This window comes from Crystallibacter degradans (assembly GCF_012952295.1).
In the GTDB taxonomy this organism is placed as follows: Bacteria; Actinomycetota; Actinomycetes; order Actinomycetales; family Micrococcaceae; genus Crystallibacter; species Crystallibacter degradans.
Genome location: NZ_JABBCH010000005.1, coordinates 17,591 through 33,258, shown reverse-complemented (window position 1 = coordinate 33,258; position 15,668 = coordinate 17,591). Strand labels below are relative to the sequence as shown.

16 protein-coding genes and 1 tRNA gene are annotated in these 15,668 nt (G+C 64.6%); 3 read left to right on the top strand and 14 right to left on the bottom strand.

Annotation, left to right across the window (positions count from 1 at the left end; all coding sequences use genetic code 11):
• The first annotated feature begins 35 nt into the window (after positions 1-35).
• Positions 36-875, top strand: coding sequence for an AAA family ATPase (locus tag HGO92_RS10415; RefSeq protein ID WP_169994513.1), 840 nt, complete (start codon positions 36-38; stop codon positions 873-875).
• A 102-nt stretch (positions 876-977) separates the two neighbouring features.
• On the opposite strand, the gene HGO92_RS10410 is transcribed toward HGO92_RS10415, so the two are convergent.
• From HGO92_RS10410 to HGO92_RS10345, 14 genes are all read right to left on the bottom strand, one after another.
• Entirely contained in the window at positions 978-1,568 is a 591-nt protein-coding gene (locus HGO92_RS10410) for a MerR family transcriptional regulator (protein WP_169994512.1), read from the bottom strand.
• A gap of 221 nt (positions 1,569-1,789) precedes the next feature.
• Positions 1,790-2,296 (bottom strand): bifunctional nuclease family protein, encoded by a 507-nt coding sequence (locus HGO92_RS10405; RefSeq protein ID WP_169994510.1) that lies wholly within the window; start codon positions 2,294-2,296, stop codon positions 1,790-1,792.
• An 11-nt stretch (positions 2,297-2,307) separates the two neighbouring features.
• A complete protein-coding gene (gene ftsR / locus HGO92_RS10400; protein WP_169994849.1) occupies positions 2,308-3,039 on the bottom strand; it encodes a transcriptional regulator FtsR in 732 nt (243 codons plus the stop codon).
• A gap of 21 nt (positions 3,040-3,060) precedes the next feature.
• Positions 3,061-3,543, bottom strand: coding sequence for an FHA domain-containing protein (locus HGO92_RS10395; protein ID WP_169994508.1), 483 nt, complete (start codon positions 3,541-3,543; stop codon positions 3,061-3,063).
• Between the two features lie 80 nt (positions 3,544-3,623).
• Positions 3,624-4,010, bottom strand: coding sequence for a glycine cleavage system protein GcvH (gene gcvH, locus HGO92_RS10390; protein WP_139007436.1), 387 nt, complete (start codon positions 4,008-4,010; stop codon positions 3,624-3,626).
• 205 nt (positions 4,011-4,215) lie between these two features.
• A tRNA-Pro gene (locus HGO92_RS10385) sits at positions 4,216-4,289 on the bottom strand.
• A gap of 88 nt (positions 4,290-4,377) precedes the next feature.
• Positions 4,378-5,934 carry a ribosome biogenesis GTPase Der gene (der, locus tag HGO92_RS10380; RefSeq protein ID WP_169994506.1) on the bottom strand — a complete coding sequence of 519 codons (1,557 nt, stop codon included), beginning with the start codon at positions 5,932-5,934 and terminating at the stop codon, positions 4,378-4,380.
• Between the two features lie 126 nt (positions 5,935-6,060).
• Positions 6,061-6,765 carry a (d)CMP kinase gene (gene cmk / locus HGO92_RS10375; protein WP_169994504.1) on the bottom strand — a complete coding sequence of 235 codons (705 nt, stop codon included), beginning with the start codon at positions 6,763-6,765 and terminating at the stop codon, positions 6,061-6,063.
• Complete coding sequence (locus tag HGO92_RS10370) at positions 6,762-7,880, bottom strand: prephenate dehydrogenase (protein WP_169994502.1); 1,119 nt, start codon at positions 7,878-7,880, stop codon at positions 6,762-6,764. The genes cmk and HGO92_RS10370 overlap by 4 nt, the downstream gene beginning before the upstream one ends.
• A gap of 3 nt (positions 7,881-7,883) precedes the next feature.
• Positions 7,884-8,996: a pseudouridine synthase gene (locus HGO92_RS10365; RefSeq protein ID WP_169994500.1), complete on the bottom strand. Its 1,113-nt coding sequence runs from the start codon at positions 8,994-8,996 to the stop codon at positions 7,884-7,886.
• Between the two features lie 31 nt (positions 8,997-9,027).
• Positions 9,028-9,660: an SMC-Scp complex subunit ScpB gene (scpB, locus tag HGO92_RS10360; protein WP_169994498.1), complete on the bottom strand. Its 633-nt coding sequence runs from the start codon at positions 9,658-9,660 to the stop codon at positions 9,028-9,030.
• Positions 9,657-10,574, bottom strand: a complete 918-nt coding sequence (locus HGO92_RS10355) for a segregation and condensation protein A (protein WP_169994496.1) — start codon at positions 10,572-10,574, stop codon at positions 9,657-9,659. The genes scpB and HGO92_RS10355 overlap by 4 nt, the downstream gene beginning before the upstream one ends.
• Positions 10,574-11,461 carry a ParA family protein gene (locus HGO92_RS10350; RefSeq protein WP_139007443.1) on the bottom strand — a complete coding sequence of 296 codons (888 nt, stop codon included), beginning with the start codon at positions 11,459-11,461 and terminating at the stop codon, positions 10,574-10,576. Before HGO92_RS10350 ends, HGO92_RS10355 begins: the two co-directional genes overlap by 1 nt.
• Before the next feature lie 266 nt (positions 11,462-11,727).
• Entirely contained in the window at positions 11,728-13,128 is a 1,401-nt protein-coding gene (locus tag HGO92_RS10345) for a cation:dicarboxylate symporter family transporter (RefSeq protein ID WP_240974557.1), read from the bottom strand.
• 124 nt (positions 13,129-13,252) lie between these two features.
• Here HGO92_RS10345 and HGO92_RS10340 point away from each other — a divergent pair, with 124 nt between their 5' ends.
• Together HGO92_RS10340 and HGO92_RS10335 are read left to right on the top strand one after the other, a co-directional pair.
• Entirely contained in the window at positions 13,253-14,947 is a 1,695-nt protein-coding gene (locus HGO92_RS10340) for a sensor histidine kinase (protein ID WP_169994494.1), read from the top strand.
• Complete coding sequence (locus HGO92_RS10335) at positions 14,940-15,653, top strand: response regulator (RefSeq protein WP_169994492.1); 714 nt, start codon at positions 14,940-14,942, stop codon at positions 15,651-15,653. Before HGO92_RS10340 ends, HGO92_RS10335 begins: the two co-directional genes overlap by 8 nt.
• Positions 15,654-15,668: the final 15 nt, after the last annotated feature.

The following is a 15,668-nucleotide window of genomic DNA, read 5'->3' as shown; positions in this document are numbered from 1 at the left end:
GTCATGACAAGACATGTTAGGTATTGGTTTAACACGTGCAAGTAGTGAGCATCAGTAGTCTCAAGGGCGGCGTCGGAAAAACGTCAGTTACTTTGGGCCTGGCATCCGCGGCACTGGCGGCAGGAATTCCCACACTGGTCGTAGATCTGGATCCGCACGCCGACGCGACCACTGGTCTCGGCGTCCGGCCTTCGCGCCAGACGGATATCGGCCGCCTGCTGAAAAACGCGCGCCGGGCGGATCTGGCGGCGAACGTTGCCCCCAGCGGCTGGGTCGCCACCGCTGCTGCCAACGGGGAGAATTCTGTGGGCCGGCGTGTCCTCGACGTCGCCGTCGGCTCTGCATTCACCGGGATTTATGACCGGCCCGACCTCGGCCGCCGGGACCTGCGCCGGCTCTCCACGGTCCTCTCCCGGGTTGAAGGTTACTCGCTGGTACTCATCGACTGCCCGCCCTCCCTCAACGGCCTCACCCGCATGGCATGGACGGCAAGCAACCGTGTGCTGCTGGTTGCCGAACCGAGCCTCTTCTCCGTTGCCGGAACGGAACGCACCATGCGGGCCATTGAATTGTTCCGCGATGAATACGCGCCAAACCTCACAACGGCGGGAGTCGTCGCCAACCGCGTACGCTCCGGTTCCAACGAACACACGTTCCGTCTGGCAGAGATGAAGTCCATGTTCGGCGAGCTGCTCCTGGCTCCTACCATCGCCGAGCAGGCCAACTGGCAGCAGATCCAAGGTGCCGCACACGCCATCCACCACTGGCCCGGGGAATCGGCGCGCCAGGCCGCGGGCCTCTTCGACGAGCTGCTGAAGAACCTGACGGACTCCGGCCGTATGCGCAATCGCGTCCTGCGCCGGACTCCCAGCTGACCGGCTCCTCCCGAAGATTATGAAAGAAGGGCACCCGGATGGGTGCCCTTCTTTCGTTGTCTTTCGAGCACGACGTGCGCGTGCCGCCCCGGATTGCCGGCGCTAACTGATCTTGCGGACCCGGCGTCGGCTCAGTTCATCCTCGGGGAAATCTTGTTCTGTAACGTGTTCGCTGGGCAGTTCGGCGAGACTGCCTTCGACTTCGCGCCAAACGCGTCCGACCGCGATGCCGAACACACCCTGGCCGCCCTGCACCAGATCTATAACCTCGTCCGCAGACGTGCATTCGTACACGCTTGCGCCATCACTCATCAGCGTGATTTGGGCCAGGTCCTCCACCCCGCGCTCCCGCAGGTGTTCCACTGCGGTACGGATCTGTTGCAACGAAACGCCGGTGTCCAGCAGACGCTTGACTACCTTCAGGACCAGAATGTCCCGGAAGCTGTAGAGCCGCTGCGAGCCGGAGCCTGAAGCCCCGCGTACGGCCGGCTCCACCAAACCGGTGCGGGCCCAGTAGTCCAGCTGCCGGTATGTGATTCCTGCGGCTTTGCAGGCCGTAGGGCCACGGTAACCGGCGTCTTCATCCAGAACCGGCAGGTCCTCGGTGAACAGCAAACCTTGTGCACTAGCGGGAATCGCGGCACCCGGCGTTACGGCGTGCGACAACTCGCCCGCATCACCTTTAGGACTCACGTGAACCCTCCTTGTCGAAAGTTCCCTAGGGGGAAGTCGGCACCGCCAACACTCTCAGGGTTTGCTCTAAGTCTGCCCTGAGTTATCCGGCCATGCAATGGGAACTGTATGCTTCGACGTTAGAACGGCTGGGCGCTTCGGTCAAAGACGCTGGCTTTTTTGGCTTCGGCGTGTCGGCTGGGATCGCGCAATTCCGCATCGTTGCCGTTGCACCCTCGGCACTATTTCTCGAAATCCTCCGGCTCGACGTCGGCCAGGAACTCACGGAACTCGCGCAGCTGCGATTCAGCATTTTCCTCTGCGGGTCCGGCTTCGCCTTCTTCCTCCTCGGAGGCTTCGGCAATTTGTACGCCGGCTTCTTCCATGACTTCTTCCGCGCAGTAGATCGGGCAGGGAACACGCAGGGCCACAGCGATGGCATCCGACGCCCTGGAACTGACGGTTTTGCCGCCGTCGAACACCAGCTCAGCGTAGAAGACGGTGTCCTGAACGGAAACGAGGCGTACCTCGGTGATCGTCCTGTCGAGCTCCTGGACAACGCTGCACAGCAGATCGTGCGTCATGGGGCGCGGAGGCTTGATGCCTTGCTGGGCAAAAGCTATGGCGCTGGCCTCGGGAGCGCCGATCCAGATCGGGATGTGGCGTTCGCCCTCGGTTTCCTTGAGCAGGACCAGCGGCTGGTTGGAGGGAAGTTCAATCCGCACCCCGACAACCTCGACTTCGAGCATGGCTCCTCCGATCAGCGGTCCATTCGCGCGATATGTCCATTGACCAAAGCGCTGTGCAGGTTCAGGCAAAGATCGCTGATTTCCTTGGCGGTTTCGGCTGCACGAGCTTTGGAAGCCACGTCCCGCCGCGACGAGATGGGAGCCACGGCACGCTCCACGAGACCGAGTTCGCGGTCCGCGGCAGTCCGAAAGGGCCTCAGGTGCCGCGGCTCTATGCCGTGGGCTTCGAGCTGCACGCAGGCCTTGACGACCTTAAGTGCGTGCTCGTCATAACGGGAATCCGTCGCCTGGATGAGTCCGAAGCTGACCAATTCCTGGACCAATGCCGTCGAGGCACCGGCCGCATCCCGCAGCTCGGCCAGGGTCAGGGACCGCGCCCGCCCGTTGAGCTCTTCGGCCAGCCGGCCGGAAACCATGCGCGGGGTCAGCGACATGCCGCCAGGCAGCGCCTCGGGCCGCTCCCCCCGGTCGATCGCGTCAACATAGTCTTTGATGACCTTGAGCGGGAGGTACTGGTCCCGCTGCAGAGCCAGTACGAAGCGTAGACGCTCCACATCCTGGCTCGTGTACTTGCGGTATCCCGCCGGCGTCCGTTGCGGGGAAATGAGGCCCTTTTCTTCCAGGAACCTGATTTTGGAGGCGCTGATCTGGGGAAATTCCGCATTCAGTTCCTGCAGCACTTCCCCGATGTTGAGGACGCTGCTGCGGAACGTGTCCCTGCCGGTGCCGAGCGGACGCCGTATGGGTTGCGATGCGGGCACCGCCTAGTCCTGGACCTTTCCAGCGGCCCCGCTGCCGGCATAGTAGGTCAACCGGAATTTTCCGATCTGCACCTCGTTACCGGTCCGCAGCGCCAAGCTGTCGACGCGGTCGTTGTTGACGTATGTGCCGTTCAGGCTGCCGGAGTCCACCACGGTGAATCCTTCACCCGTGCGGCGGAACTCGACATGCTTGCGGGATACGGTTACGTCGTCGAGAAAGATGTCCGCTTCCGGGTGCCGGCCAGCGGTAGTCACATCCTGATCGAGCAGGAAGCGGGCGCCGTGGTTGGGGCCGCTATGAGCGATCAGCAGGGCCGAACCGGCCGGCAGCGCCAATACCGCAGCTTCCTCTTCCGTGGTCAGCTGCGGCTTCGGCAGGTAAGTCTTTGCCTGCGGGGGCAGACTGATGGAAGTGGTCTCGGCAGAAGCCTCCGAAGCACCATGGTCATGTCCGGTGCCTCTTGCGTTGTGCTCTTCGCCCACCATTAAACGTCCTCCCCTGCAAAAATAGCGGTCAACCGGTCAGTGACCGGTTGACCGTTCAAAAAACTACGGTACCGGTAGCTCTAGCCTACCTGCTGTTCGTACTCCGAAGCACTGAGCAACGATTCGGTTGCCGAGGCATCAGCGAGGCGTATTTCCATCAGCCAACCTTCACCGTAGGGATCGGAGTTGATCAGGGCCGGATCCGATTCGAGCGCATCATTGGAAGCCACTACTTCGCCGGTGACCGGTGCATAGATGTCGCTGACGCTCTTCGTGGACTCGACCTCGCCCACAACGTCGTTGGCGGTGATCGTGGTTCCGGTTTCCGGGATCTGCACGTAGACGACGTCACCCAGTGCGTCCTGGGCAAAATCCGTGATGCCGATACGGACAACTCCCTCGGTGCCGGCAGCGGTCACCCACTCGTGTTCGGCGGTGTAGTGAAGGTCTGCTGGAACGTTGCTCATGTAAATGCCTCTCTTGCGCCGCTGGATCCTCTGGGCCGGTGCTGCCGACGGCAACGGGCCACAGCTGAAAGTATAGGCACAGAAATTCGCCTGCCGACAGCCAGAGGCGACACATGTCGGCAGGCGCCGCCGCTCACCGCGCAAGCTCCCACCGGCATGAAAAAAGTCCCGGTGATCGTCGATCACCGGGACTTTGTACTTACTGTCGGGTTGACAGGATTTGAACCTGCGACCCCTTGACCCCCAGTCAAGTGCGCTACCAAGCTGCGCCACAACCCGTTGTCCCTCCGGGGCCTGCCCGGCTGAACTACCTCAAATACCTTACAGCATTTTTTGGCGTGCGATTACCACCCGTGCGCGGCGTTACTTAACGTTGGCGGCTGCGCTTTTCGCGCACACGCATGGCGACGTCGATGGGCGTGCCCTCGAAGCCAAACGTCTCACGCAGGCGGCGGGTGATGAAGCGCCGGTATCCGGGATCCAGGAACCCTGTGGTGAACAGCACAAACTTCGGCGGCCGGCTCGAGGCCTGGGTGCCGAAGAGGATCCTGGGCTGCTTGCCGCCGCGCACAGGGTGCGGATGGGCGGCCACCAGTTCGCCGAGGAACGCATTGAGCCGTCCGGTCGGGATGCGCCTGTCCCATGACTCCAGTGCAGTGTCGAGGGCTGGAACCAAGCGGTCTTTGTGCCATCCGGTCTTCGCGGAAATATTGACTCGCGGCGCCCAGTCCACGTGTGCCAGGTCCTGCTCGATTTCGCGTTCCAGGTAGCGGCGTCGTTCGTCGTCGAGCAGATCCCATTTGTTGAACGCCAGCACCAAGGCCCGGCCCGAGTCGATGGCCAGTTGCAGGATGCGTACGTCCTGCTCGCTGAGCACCTCATCCACGGCCAGAAGAACGACGGCGACCTCCGCCTTCTCCAACGCGGACTGCGTCCGCAGGGAGGCGTAGAAGTCCGCACCTTGCTGCATGTGGACGCGACGCCGGATACCTGCGGTGTCCACGAACCGCCAGGTCCGTCCGCCGAGCTCGATCATCTCGTCCACCGGGTCGCGGGTGGTGCCGGCCTGCGGATCCACCACAACGCGTTCGCTGCCGGCAAGCTTGTTCAGCAACGAAGACTTGCCCACGTTCGGCCGGCCGATCAAGGCCACCCGGCGCGGGCCTCCGGTGCGTTCCAGTCCGCCGTATGCGGAGAACTCAGGCAGGACATCCATGACGGCATCGAGCATGTCGGCGGTGCCGCGGCCGTGCAGTGCCGATACCGGGTACGGCTCCCCGAATCCCAGCCCCCATAAGGTGGAGGCATCGGCTTCCTGGGCCATGTCGTCCACCTTGTTGGCCACCAGGATGACGGGCTTCTTCTTGCGTCGGAGCATGCGGACCACGGACTCATCCGTAGCCGTCGCGCCGACGTTGGCATCCACCACCAGCAGCACGGCGTCAGCCATGTCCGCGGCGATCTCAGCCTGCTCGGCTACCCGGGCGTGGATGCCCTTGGCATCGTGCTCCCAGCCGCCGGTGTCGACGAGAGTGAAATTGCGCCCACCCCAATGCGCTGCGTACGTCACCCGGTCGCGGGTAACCCCGGGGGTGTCCTCCACGACGGCCTCGCGGCGGCCCAGAATGCGGTTGACCAGGGTGGATTTGCCCACATTCGGGCGACCGAGGATGGCGAGGACGGGATCTACGCGTTTTGGCGCATCCTCGTCGAAGTCCTGGTCCATTCCGGCCAGAAGGGCGGCGTCCTCTTCGTCCAGCTCATAGTCCGACAACCCGGCACGCAGGGACTGCGCGCGCTGCTCGGCCTCGGCGTCGTCGATTTCCTCGAGACGCTCGGCGATGTTGTCTTCGCCGGCGGGCTCGTACTCGCTGCCGGTGTATCCGTCTTCGGTTGGCCCGGTGCCGGATTGTGTGGCGCTCATGGTCGCTGTCCTTCTGTTAATGCATGTAGATCGGTTCTGCCGCAGTGTCCATTGAAACACGCTGGCAGATTCAACCGTGACGGTGTATGTCCCCGGGGCTGCCGTCAGGACCGGTTTTAGGGTAGGTCAGTGCGCGGCGCTGCGGACCGCGGCCAGGACAGCCTCGACGGTTTCCTCGAAGTCCAGATCGGAGGAATCCACTGTGAACACGCCGTCGGCGGCTTCATGGAAGTTCACCACGGTCGAGTCCTTCGCGTCCCGGGTCAGGACCTGTTCCTGCAGCTGCGATTCGCTCTGGGTTCCGCCGAGCTGGATACCGCGGCGGCGCAGCCGGGCTTCCTCGCTGGCGGTGAGCAGGATGCGCGCCTCGGCGTCCGGGGCTACCACGGTGGTTATGTCACGGCCTTCGGCAACGATCCGCCGCCCTGAATCCGCGATGATCTGCTGCTGGCGGCGGATGAGCTCGGCCCTGGCACCCAGCGTGGTGGCCACGGCGCTGACCGCCGAGGAGATGCTGGGCTCACGGATGGCCAAAGTCACATCCGTGCCGCCCACGCTGACGAGCTCATGGTTCGGATCCGTGCTGATCTTCAGGTCCACTTCACGGCTGGCCTTCTCGACGGAGGCGGCTTCCTGCAGGTCCACACCGGTATCGAGGCAATGCCAGGTCACCGCGCGGTACATGGCGCCCGTGTCCAAGTACGCGGCATGCAACCGGCGGGCAGTTTCCCGGCTGACGCTGGATTTGCCCGAACCCGACGGCCCATCGATGGCCACCACCAGTGGTTTCCCCAGCCGGTAGTGCCTCATATCCGTAGCAGCCGAGCTCATTGCAGTACCTTCCATCCGTGCGAATCCAAGTAGTCGATCAGTTCCTGCCGCCTGCTGGGCAGAACGGAAATCTCCACCATGCCCACATCCTGCCCGGAGGAGTGGTCCAGCCGCAGATCCTCCAGGTTGATGCCCACCTCGCCGATTTCCGTCAGCAGCTGTGCAATCTGCCCGGGCCGGTCATCAACCAGCACTGTCAGCCAGGCGAATGACTGCGGCGGCGCGCCGTGTTTGCCCGGAATCCGGGCCTGGCCCGCGTTGCCTTCGCTGATCAGCTGCGCCAGGTCCAGCCGCGAACCGGTAGCCTCCGGATGCTCCAGGGTGCCGATCAGCCGGTTCAGGTCCTCACGCACGCCGTACAGGATCTTGACCAGCTTCGCGGCGTTGGCGCCCAGGATCTGCACCCAGAGGGCAGGGTCGCTGGCGGCGATGCGGGTGACGTCGCGCAGCCCCTGCCCGGCGAGGGACAGGGCATGCGGTTCGGTGTCCTGCAGCCGGCTGGCCAGCAGCGAGGACATCACCTGCGGCAGGTGCGAGATCAGTGCCACCGAGGCATCGTGTTCATCCACGGACATCCTCGAGACCACCGCGCCGAGGTCAATGGCCAGCGCCTGCGCCGTCTTCAAGGCGACGGCGTTGCTCTGCTCGTGGGGGCACAGCACCCACGGCATGGATGTGAAGAGCTCGCCGCGGGCCGCCACCGGACCTGACTTCTCCCGTCCCGCCATCGGATGCGTGCCGATATAGCGCGCAAGATCCGCGGGTTCCAGCGCCTGGTCCTGCTGCAGTTCGGTCAGTATGGCGGCCTTGACGCTGGCAATATCAACGACGACGGCGGACGGGTAGTCCCGCAACGCCTGCGAGACCACCCGGGCGGTCACGTCCGGAGGGGACGCGACGACGACAAGCTGTGGGGACAGCTCCTCCCCCGGCTCCAGCGCCCGTCCGGCGCCGATGTCTTGGGCCACGGCCTGTGCCGAGGGCGAGGGATCCGAGAGGACGACGTCGACGGCGCGGGCGCGCAGACCGAGTCCGATGCTGGCGCCGAGCAGACCGGTGCCGATGACCAGAACCGGACCCGAGAGATGGGTGGCCTGTAGGTGTGCAGGGTTCAAGCTCTACATCCCTACCGTTGCCAGCAGGTGACCGATTTCCGTCCTGCCCAGGGCGCGGATGGTGCCCTGCCGCTGGTCGTTCAGCCTGATCGGGCCCACCTGGGTACGTACCAGCCGCACCACCGGATGTCCGACGGCGTCGAAAAGCCGGCGCACAATCCTGTTCTTGCCCGAGTGCAGCACCACTTCCACCAGAACGTGGCCGGGTGTCGAATCCACCAGCCGGAAGGAATCCACCTTGGCCACGCCGTCCTCGAGTTCGATGCCGTCCTTCATCTGGGCACCGATGCCGTGGGCCATCGGGCCGCGCACCTGGACCAGATAGGTCTTGGGTACCTCGTAGGACGGGTGGGTCAGGCGGTTGGCCAGTTCGCCGTCGTTGGTCAGCAGCAGCAGACCCTCAGTGGCCTGGTCCAGCCGGCCCACATGGAACAGGCGCTGGTCCTTGTTCTTCTTCAGGTAATCGCTGACGCAGGGACGGCCTTCCGGATCCTCCATGGTCGAGACGACGCCCTTGGGCTTGTTGAAGACGTAGTACACCAGCGACTCGTCGGTCTGGATCCGCATCCCGTCCACGTGGATAACTGCCGTGGCGGGGTCTACCCGGACGCCGAGCTCGGTGACGACAACGCCGTCGACCTCCACGCGGCCGGCCTCGATCATGTCTTCGCACACGCGGCGCGAAGCAACGCCGGCACCGGCGAGCACCTTCTGCAGCCGCACGCCCTGCGGATCATGCAGATCGGAGGTCTCGCCGTGTCCGGTCCTGGGCGTCTTGGCCTTCTTCGGGCGGTTGTTCACCGGACCGAGGTTCTGGCCGAAACGCTCCTTGCCGTAGGGACGCGGCCCGCCGGACGCGGCGTTGGGACCAGGCTTTCGGCCAGCGGGGGCACCGGGCTTGCGGCCTGCGGCTGCGCCCGGCTTAGCGCCGGCCGACTGTCCGGGACGCGGCTTGTCCGCCTGAGGTCCGTCCTGCGGCTTGCCGAAGGACTTCCCGGAGCGGCCCTTGCCGGCGCCGCCGGAGAAACCGCCGCCGGGTTTGCCTGACTGCCGGGGGCCCTTGCCGCCGCCGCGTGGATTGTTGCGGCCGGAACCGGATCGGGGCGCCTGTGTCATGGTCTGTCCTTAGAACTAGCGATAGTCAGTCTTAGATATCGGAATCGTCGATGTCTGCCAAATTTTCCAGGCCCGGCAGGTGCGGGGCCAGTTTGGGCAGCTCGGAAACATTTCCTATACCCAATCTTTCCAGAAAATACGAGGTGGTCCGGTACAGGAGGCCTCCTGTCTCCGGATCCGTGCCCGCATCCTCAATCAGACCACGCTGGACGAGGGTCCGCACCACCGAGTCCACATTCACTCCGCGGATGGCCGAAACGCGCGCTCTGGACACCGGCTGGCGGTAGGCAATCACAGCCAGCGTCTCCAACGCGGCCTGGGTCAACCGGGCAGTCTGCCCCTCCAGAATGAAGCCGGATACGATGTCGGCAAAATCACTGCGTGAGAAGATCCGCCAGCCGCCGGCAATGCTGCGCAGTTCGAAGCCCCGGGGTGTGCCGTCAGGTGAGCCCCCGCCGTCGTAATCCCTTTGGAGCTCTTCCAGCAGCGTCCGGACTGCGGCTACGGGCAGGCCCAGGGCGGTGGCAAGTTCGACGTCGGTGGCCGGCTCGTCGATGACCATCAGTACGGCTTCGAGGGCAGCTCGAGGCCCGCCGGGGAGGGACTGTAGATCCGCGCCGGGTTCGTCTGCGGGCAGCGGCGCGGCGTCGGCACCGTCAGTCATCCTGCCCCCTCCTCTCCGGCCTCGGCTGGCTCGGGTCCGTCCCCGGGGACGGCCGCGGGCACCGGCACGTCATCGTATTCCTCGCTGAGCCGTTCGGTGCTCCAGTCCCGTTCGGGGCCTGTCCAGCGCACCGTCAGATCCCCCAGCGGTGACGCCTGGTCAAAGGCGATGACTGCGTCGCGGAACATTTCCAGCAGGGCCAGGAAGCGGGCGACCACCACTGTTGTGTCGGCAGCATCCGCCGTCAGCGCCCCGAAGGACAGCGGCCCGCCGTCTTGGAGCCGCTCCGCGATGATCGCGGCCTGCTCCTTCACGCTGACGGCAGGAGCATGCAGGTGCGCCAGCCCCACCTCCGTGGGCTTTGGCGCTTTCGGCTCCAGCGCCTTGGCCGCCAGTTTGGCGAAGTCCGCCAGGGACGTCCGCCAGATCAACTCAGGCAGCAGCGCGGCGAACTGCGGCTCCAGGCTGACCTGGCGCGGGTATCGGGCGGCTTCCTCTTCAAGCCGGCGACCCATCAGCGCCGCAATCTGTTTGAACGCCTTGTACTGCAGCAGCCGGGCAAAGAGCAGGTCCCTGGCTTCGAGCAGGGCGATGTCCTCGTCGTCCTCCACTTCGCCGGTGGGCAGCAACCGTGCTGCCTTGAGATCCAGCAGGGTTGCGGCGATAACCAGGAATTCGCTGGCTTCGTCCAGCGCCCAGTCCTGGCCGGACTCCCGCAGACGACGGGTATAGGAAATGAATTCGTCCGTGACACGGGCCAGTGCAACCTCGGTGATATCCATCTCATGTTTGGAGATCAGGCCCAACAATAGGTCGAAGGGGCCGGTGAAATTGTCCAGCCGGACTTCGAAACCGGGGCGGCCCTCGGCCTGCGGTTCCGCCGGCGCTTCCGCCGCCGGTCCCGCGTCAGTCATCAGGGTGCGCCGCCGCGGGCGATCAGCTCCCTGGCCAGCTGGCGGTAGGCCCCGGCCCCCGCGTGGTTGCCGGCATAGCTGGTGATCGGCTCCGCGGCTACCGTGGCGTCGGCAAATTTGATGGTGCGCTTGATAACGGTCTCAAAAACCTTGTCGCCGAAGGCCTCCAGCAGCCGGCCGATGACCTCGCGGCTGTGCAGCGTGCGGGCGTCATACATGGTGGCGAGCACGCCGTCGATCTGCAGGCGCGGGTTCAGCCGGTCCTGGACCTTCTCGATGGTCTCCACCAGCAGTGCCACGGCCCGCAGGGCGAAGAACTCGCAGATCAACGGAATGATCACGCCGTGCGCGGCGGTGAGGGCGTTGACGGTGAGCAGGCCCAGCGAGGGCTGGCAGTCGATCAGAATGACGTCGTAATCATCTTCAACCTTGCGCAGCGCCCGGTCCAGCACCTGTTCACGGGCGACCTCGTTCACCAACTGGACTTCCGCCGCGGAGAGGTCGATGTTGGCGGGCAGGAGATCGATGTTTTCGAAGTCGGTGCTCTGGATGGCTTCCTGGATGTCCGCCTTGCGGTCCATCAGCACGTTGTAAACGGTGAGGTCCAGTTCGTGCGGATTAGTGCCCAGCCCCGCGGAAAGGGCTCCCTGGGGATCGAAATCCACCAGCAGGACACGCCGTCCGGCCTCGGCCAGCGCGGCGCCCAGATTGATGGTCGACGTGGTCTTGCCGACGCCGCCCTTCTGGTTGACCATGGCGATGATCCGGGCAGGTCCGTGTGAAGTCAGCACGGGTGGCTCGGGAAATTCAGTGAGCGGCCGGCCGGTGGGGCCCATGACCGCGTCTTCCGCTTCCTGCAGAGTCGTCGAACCCTGTTCGCTACTCACGTATCTATCCCAGCTTCCATCGTTTCGCGGCTGTTCTTCTTCCAGACAAGGTTACAGTCACGATGCTGTCATTTCCCGAATATGCCATGCGTCACCGGCGAGCCTTTAGCTTCAAGTAGAGGTCTAAGGTTTACACTCCCTGACCGTTGTGGAAACGGCCGGATCGTCAGGACCCTACGGCGAAACACCGACGGCGGCACGCGCTGGGAAGGCACGTACCGCCGTCGTGGACGAACCCAGGTCGCGGGCTCTGTGGGGCAGAACTACTACTGGCGGGAGACGGCCAATTCTGAAACGCGTGCCGGTTCCACGGCCTCTCGGACGGGTTCCGGAAGGTCTTCGGCAATCTCTTCCGACGCGTGGTCGGCGTTCATCGTCTCTTCGTCGAAGGGAATCCGTCCGGCCAGAACCTCGTCCACCCTGGGGCGGTCGATTTCCTTCGTCCAGGTGCCGATCAGCACGGTGGCCACGGCGTTGCCGGTGAAGTTGGTCAGGGCGCGGGCTTCGGACATAAAGCGGTCGATGCCGACGATGAGACCCACGCCGTCGACCAGGTCCGGCCGGTGGCTCTGCAGGCCGCCGGCAAGGGTCGCCAGGCCGGCACCGGTAACACCGGCAGCACCCTTGGAAGCGATGATCATGAAGACCAGCAGCGAGATCTGCTCCCCGAGCTCAAGCGGCTTGCCCATCGCTGTGGCCACAAAGAGAGCTGCCATGGTCAGGTAGATTGCGGTGCCGTCCAGGTTGAAGGAGTAGCCGGTAGGAACCGTCACGCCGACCACGGGCTTGGAAACGCCCAAGTGTTCCATCTTTGCGATCAGGCGGGGCAGCGCGGCCTCGGAAGACGAAGTGGAGAAGATCAGCAGGTACTCGCGGCCGAGGTACTTCATCAGCTTGAAGATATTGACTCCGGTGCACAGCTTCAGGATCAGGCCCAGCACCACGGCGATGAAGAGGACACAGGTGATGTAGAAGCCAATCATGAGGGTGGCCATGCTGATGATGGCCTGGACCCCAGTGGCGCCGACAACTGCTGCAATGGCACCGAAAGCACCGATCGGAGCCAGCCACATGACCATGATGAGGACGCGGAACACCAGCGTCTGGATGTGTCCGATTCCGCGCAGGATCGGCTTGCCCGCAGGGCCCATCTTCTGCAGCGCGAAGCCGACGATCAACGCGACAAACAGGGTCTGCAGGATGTTGCCTGCCGTCAGCGAGGACAGCAGGGTCGTGGGGATGATCCCCAGCAGGAAGTCCACGGTGCCGTGGCTCTCGGTGGCTTCCACCTCGTAGCCGGTGCCCGAGATATCCAGGCCCTCGCCCGGGTGGATGAGATTGCCGACGACCAGGCCGAGCCCGAGGGCAAAGGTGGACATGATCATGAAGTATCCCAGGGCCATGCCGCCGACCTTGCCGACCGTAGCGGCTTTGGCGATGGAACCGACGCCCAGCACAATGGTGCAGAAGATGACCGGGGCGATCATCATCTTGATCAGTCCGATGAACGCGGTGCCGATGGGCTTGAGCGACTGGGCGAAGTCAGGTGCGACCAAGCCGATCACGGCACCGAGCACAACGGCTACGATAACCGCGATGTAGAGAAAGTGCGTCTTGTCCTTCTTGGGCTTTGGCTTAGTCTGGGGAACCTTCAGCGTCGATGCCATGGGTTACTCCTTTTGGAAGATGAGGTGCCGCCGGGGCTGGCGGAGCGTTCGAAACCATGTTGCCGGTCACAGTGACTGTCATCACCATTACGTTCATACTGTTCGCAGACCGAAAGGAAATCGCATGAAGAGCTGGAGCCTCGCGGCGCGGATATTCGCCGGCCAGCTCATTTTCCTGACGGTGCTGACGGCAGTGGTGGCTACGGTTTTGTTCCTCGACGCGCGGGACCAGAATTACAGCCGCGCCGAGCAGCGCATGCGCTCCGTCGCCGTGACCATCGCAGCCAGCCCCTTTGTCCTCGAAGCGGTCCAGTCGCCCGATCCGACCTCGGCCCTGCAGCCGTATGCACGCGACATCATGCACGATGCCTCGGTGGACTTCATCACGATCATGGCCCCCGACGGGACCCGCTTCACCCATCCGGATCCCGGCGAGATAGGCAGAACGTATATCGGCAGCACCGAGCAGGCGCTCAGGGGCGAGATCTGGACCGAAACAGTTGCCGGCACGCTGGGCCCGTCGGTCCGGGCGATTGTGCCGATCCAGGACGAGGACGGCACCGTCCATGGCATGGTGGCCACCGGTGTCACGGTCACCAATGTCTCGGTGGCCATTGCTGCCCGGCTCCCCTTCGTGATCCTCACTGCCGTGGCCGTCATGGCGGCGTCGTCGGTGGCCTCGTGGCTCCTCAGCCGCTACCTGAACCGGGCCACCTTGGGCTGGGGCCCGGAGCAGCTGTCCAGAATTTTCATCTTTTACGATTCGGTCCTGCATTCGGTCCGTGAGGGCGTGGTCCTGGTCGATCCCGGCGGACAGCTGGTGCTCTACAACGATCAGGCGGCCCGGCTGCTGAACCTGCCGCCCAGACCGCCGGGAGGCCCCGCCCTGGACATCGCCGCCCTGAAGATCCCGGAGCCCTTGAAAGAGCTGCTGCTCAGCGGCCGCGTTGCGCGGGAAGAGGTGCTCGTGACCGACGACCAGGTGCTGGTGGTCAGCCAGGACCCTGCCGTGCGGCCGCCGCAGCGGACGCGGACCGCCGGTGCCGCGGCAGGAAGCCGTGCCGCAAAACCGGCCGCGCCGCTGGGAACGGTGGCGACCTTGCGCGATCGGACCGAGGTCCAGTCCCTGGCCGGCGAGCTCGAGTCCATGCGCACCCTCACCGACGCGCTCCGGGCCCAGACGCACGAGCACTCCAACCGGCTGCACACCATCGTGTCGCTGATCGAATTGGGACGGGACAGCGATGCGATCGAATTCGCCGCGCGCGACCTGCAGCAGTCGCAGCAGTTGACCGACAAGGTGGTCTCAGCCGTCGACGAACCCTTCATCTCTGCGTTGCTGGTGGGCAAGGCAGCGCAGGCCAATGAGCGCGGCATCGAGCTCAACATCACGGCGGACACGGCCTTCGGCGCCGAGACGGTGCCCGCCGGTGCCCGCGCCGGCCTCGATCCGGCCGCGCTTGTCACCATTGTTGGAAACCTGCTCGATAACGCCTTTGACGCCGTCTCCGGGGCGGAGCACCGGGAAGTCTCGATAGACTTCCTCAGCACCTCCGAAGAATTATGGATCGAGGTTCACGACAGTGGGCCGGGGATTCCGGAATCGGAACTGGAAAACATTTTCAGCCTTGGCTTCAGCTCCAAGGCCGACGGCGGCAGGCGCCGCGGCGTGGGCCTGGCCCTGGTGCGCCAAGCCGTAAGGAGATTGGGCGGGCAACTGACCGTGGACAATGAGGAAGGCGCCGTATTCACCGTGTCGCTGCCGCTGCATCCGGTCCGGCCGGCCACGGGCGAGGAAACAGGAGGCACGAATGCCTGATCCGATCCGCGTCCTCGTGGTCGAAGACGAATCCGTGGCAGCCGCAGCCCACGCGGAGTACGTCCGGCGGATCGCTGGCTTCCAGCTCGCCGGTGTGGCGCGCACGGGTTCGGAGGCCCTGGGGTTCCTCGGGCTGTCCCCCGGACGGCAGAAGGAGTCCGCCGTCGCCGTCGATCTGGTGCTCCTGGACATGAACCTGCCGGATATGCACGGACTGGACATCCTGCGCAGAATCCGCGGTTCCGGCCTACCCGTGGAAATCATCGCCGTGACCGCGGTCCGGGAGCTGCCGATTGTCCGCAAGGCGATTTCTTCCGGCATTGCGCAGTACCTGATCAAGCCGTTCACCTTTGCTGCCTTCAGCGACAAACTCCATCACTACCGGCAGTTCCGGGACAGCCTAGCCCAGCACGGCAGCGCCACGACCCAGGAGGCTGTGGACCGCGCGTTCGCCGCGTTGCGCACCCCGGCCGCGGCCACCCTGCCCAAAGGCTTTTCCGAAGAGACCCTGCAAAGCGTCATCACGCTGCTGAAAAGCAGCCAGTCCCCCATCTCGGCGGTTGAGGTTACCGAACAGCTGGGTATGTCGCGGGTGACCGCACGCCGCTACTTGGAGCACCTTGCGGAGCAGAACGCTGCCGTCCGGTCTCCCCGCTACGGCACGCGGGGGCGCCCGGAATTCGAATACACCTGGCGCCGGGCGTGATGCCGGCGAGCGCGG

Coding starts and splice junctions, on each gene's coding strand:
- HGO92_RS10340 (WP_169994494.1), top strand. CDS start 13,253: ATGAAGAGCTGGAGCCTCGCGGCGCGGATATTCGCCGGCCAGCTCATT.
- HGO92_RS10395 (WP_169994508.1), bottom strand. CDS start 3,543: ATGGTGGGCGAAGAGCACAACGCAAGAGGCACCGGACATGACCATGGT.
- HGO92_RS10355 (WP_169994496.1), bottom strand. CDS start 10,574: ATGACTGACGCGGGACCGGCGGCGGAAGCGCCGGCGGAACCGCAGGCC.
- HGO92_RS10405 (WP_169994510.1), bottom strand. CDS start 2,296: ATGCTCGAAGTCGAGGTTGTCGGGGTGCGGATTGAACTTCCCTCCAAC.
- der (WP_169994506.1), bottom strand. CDS start 5,934: ATGAGCGCCACACAATCCGGCACCGGGCCAACCGAAGACGGATACACC.
- HGO92_RS10345 (WP_240974557.1), bottom strand. CDS start 13,128: ATGGCATCGACGCTGAAGGTTCCCCAGACTAAGCCAAAGCCCAAGAAG.
- gcvH (WP_139007436.1), bottom strand. CDS start 4,010: ATGAGCAACGTTCCAGCAGACCTTCACTACACCGCCGAACACGAGTGG.
- HGO92_RS10335 (WP_169994492.1), top strand. CDS start 14,940: ATGCCTGATCCGATCCGCGTCCTCGTGGTCGAAGACGAATCCGTGGCA.
- HGO92_RS10365 (WP_169994500.1), bottom strand. CDS start 8,996: ATGACACAGGCGCCCCGATCCGGTTCCGGCCGCAACAATCCACGCGGC.
- scpB (WP_169994498.1), bottom strand. CDS start 9,660: ATGACTGACGGTGCCGACGCCGCGCCGCTGCCCGCAGACGAACCCGGC.
- cmk (WP_169994504.1), bottom strand. CDS start 6,765: ATGAGCTCGGCTGCTACGGATATGAGGCACTACCGGCTGGGGAAACCA.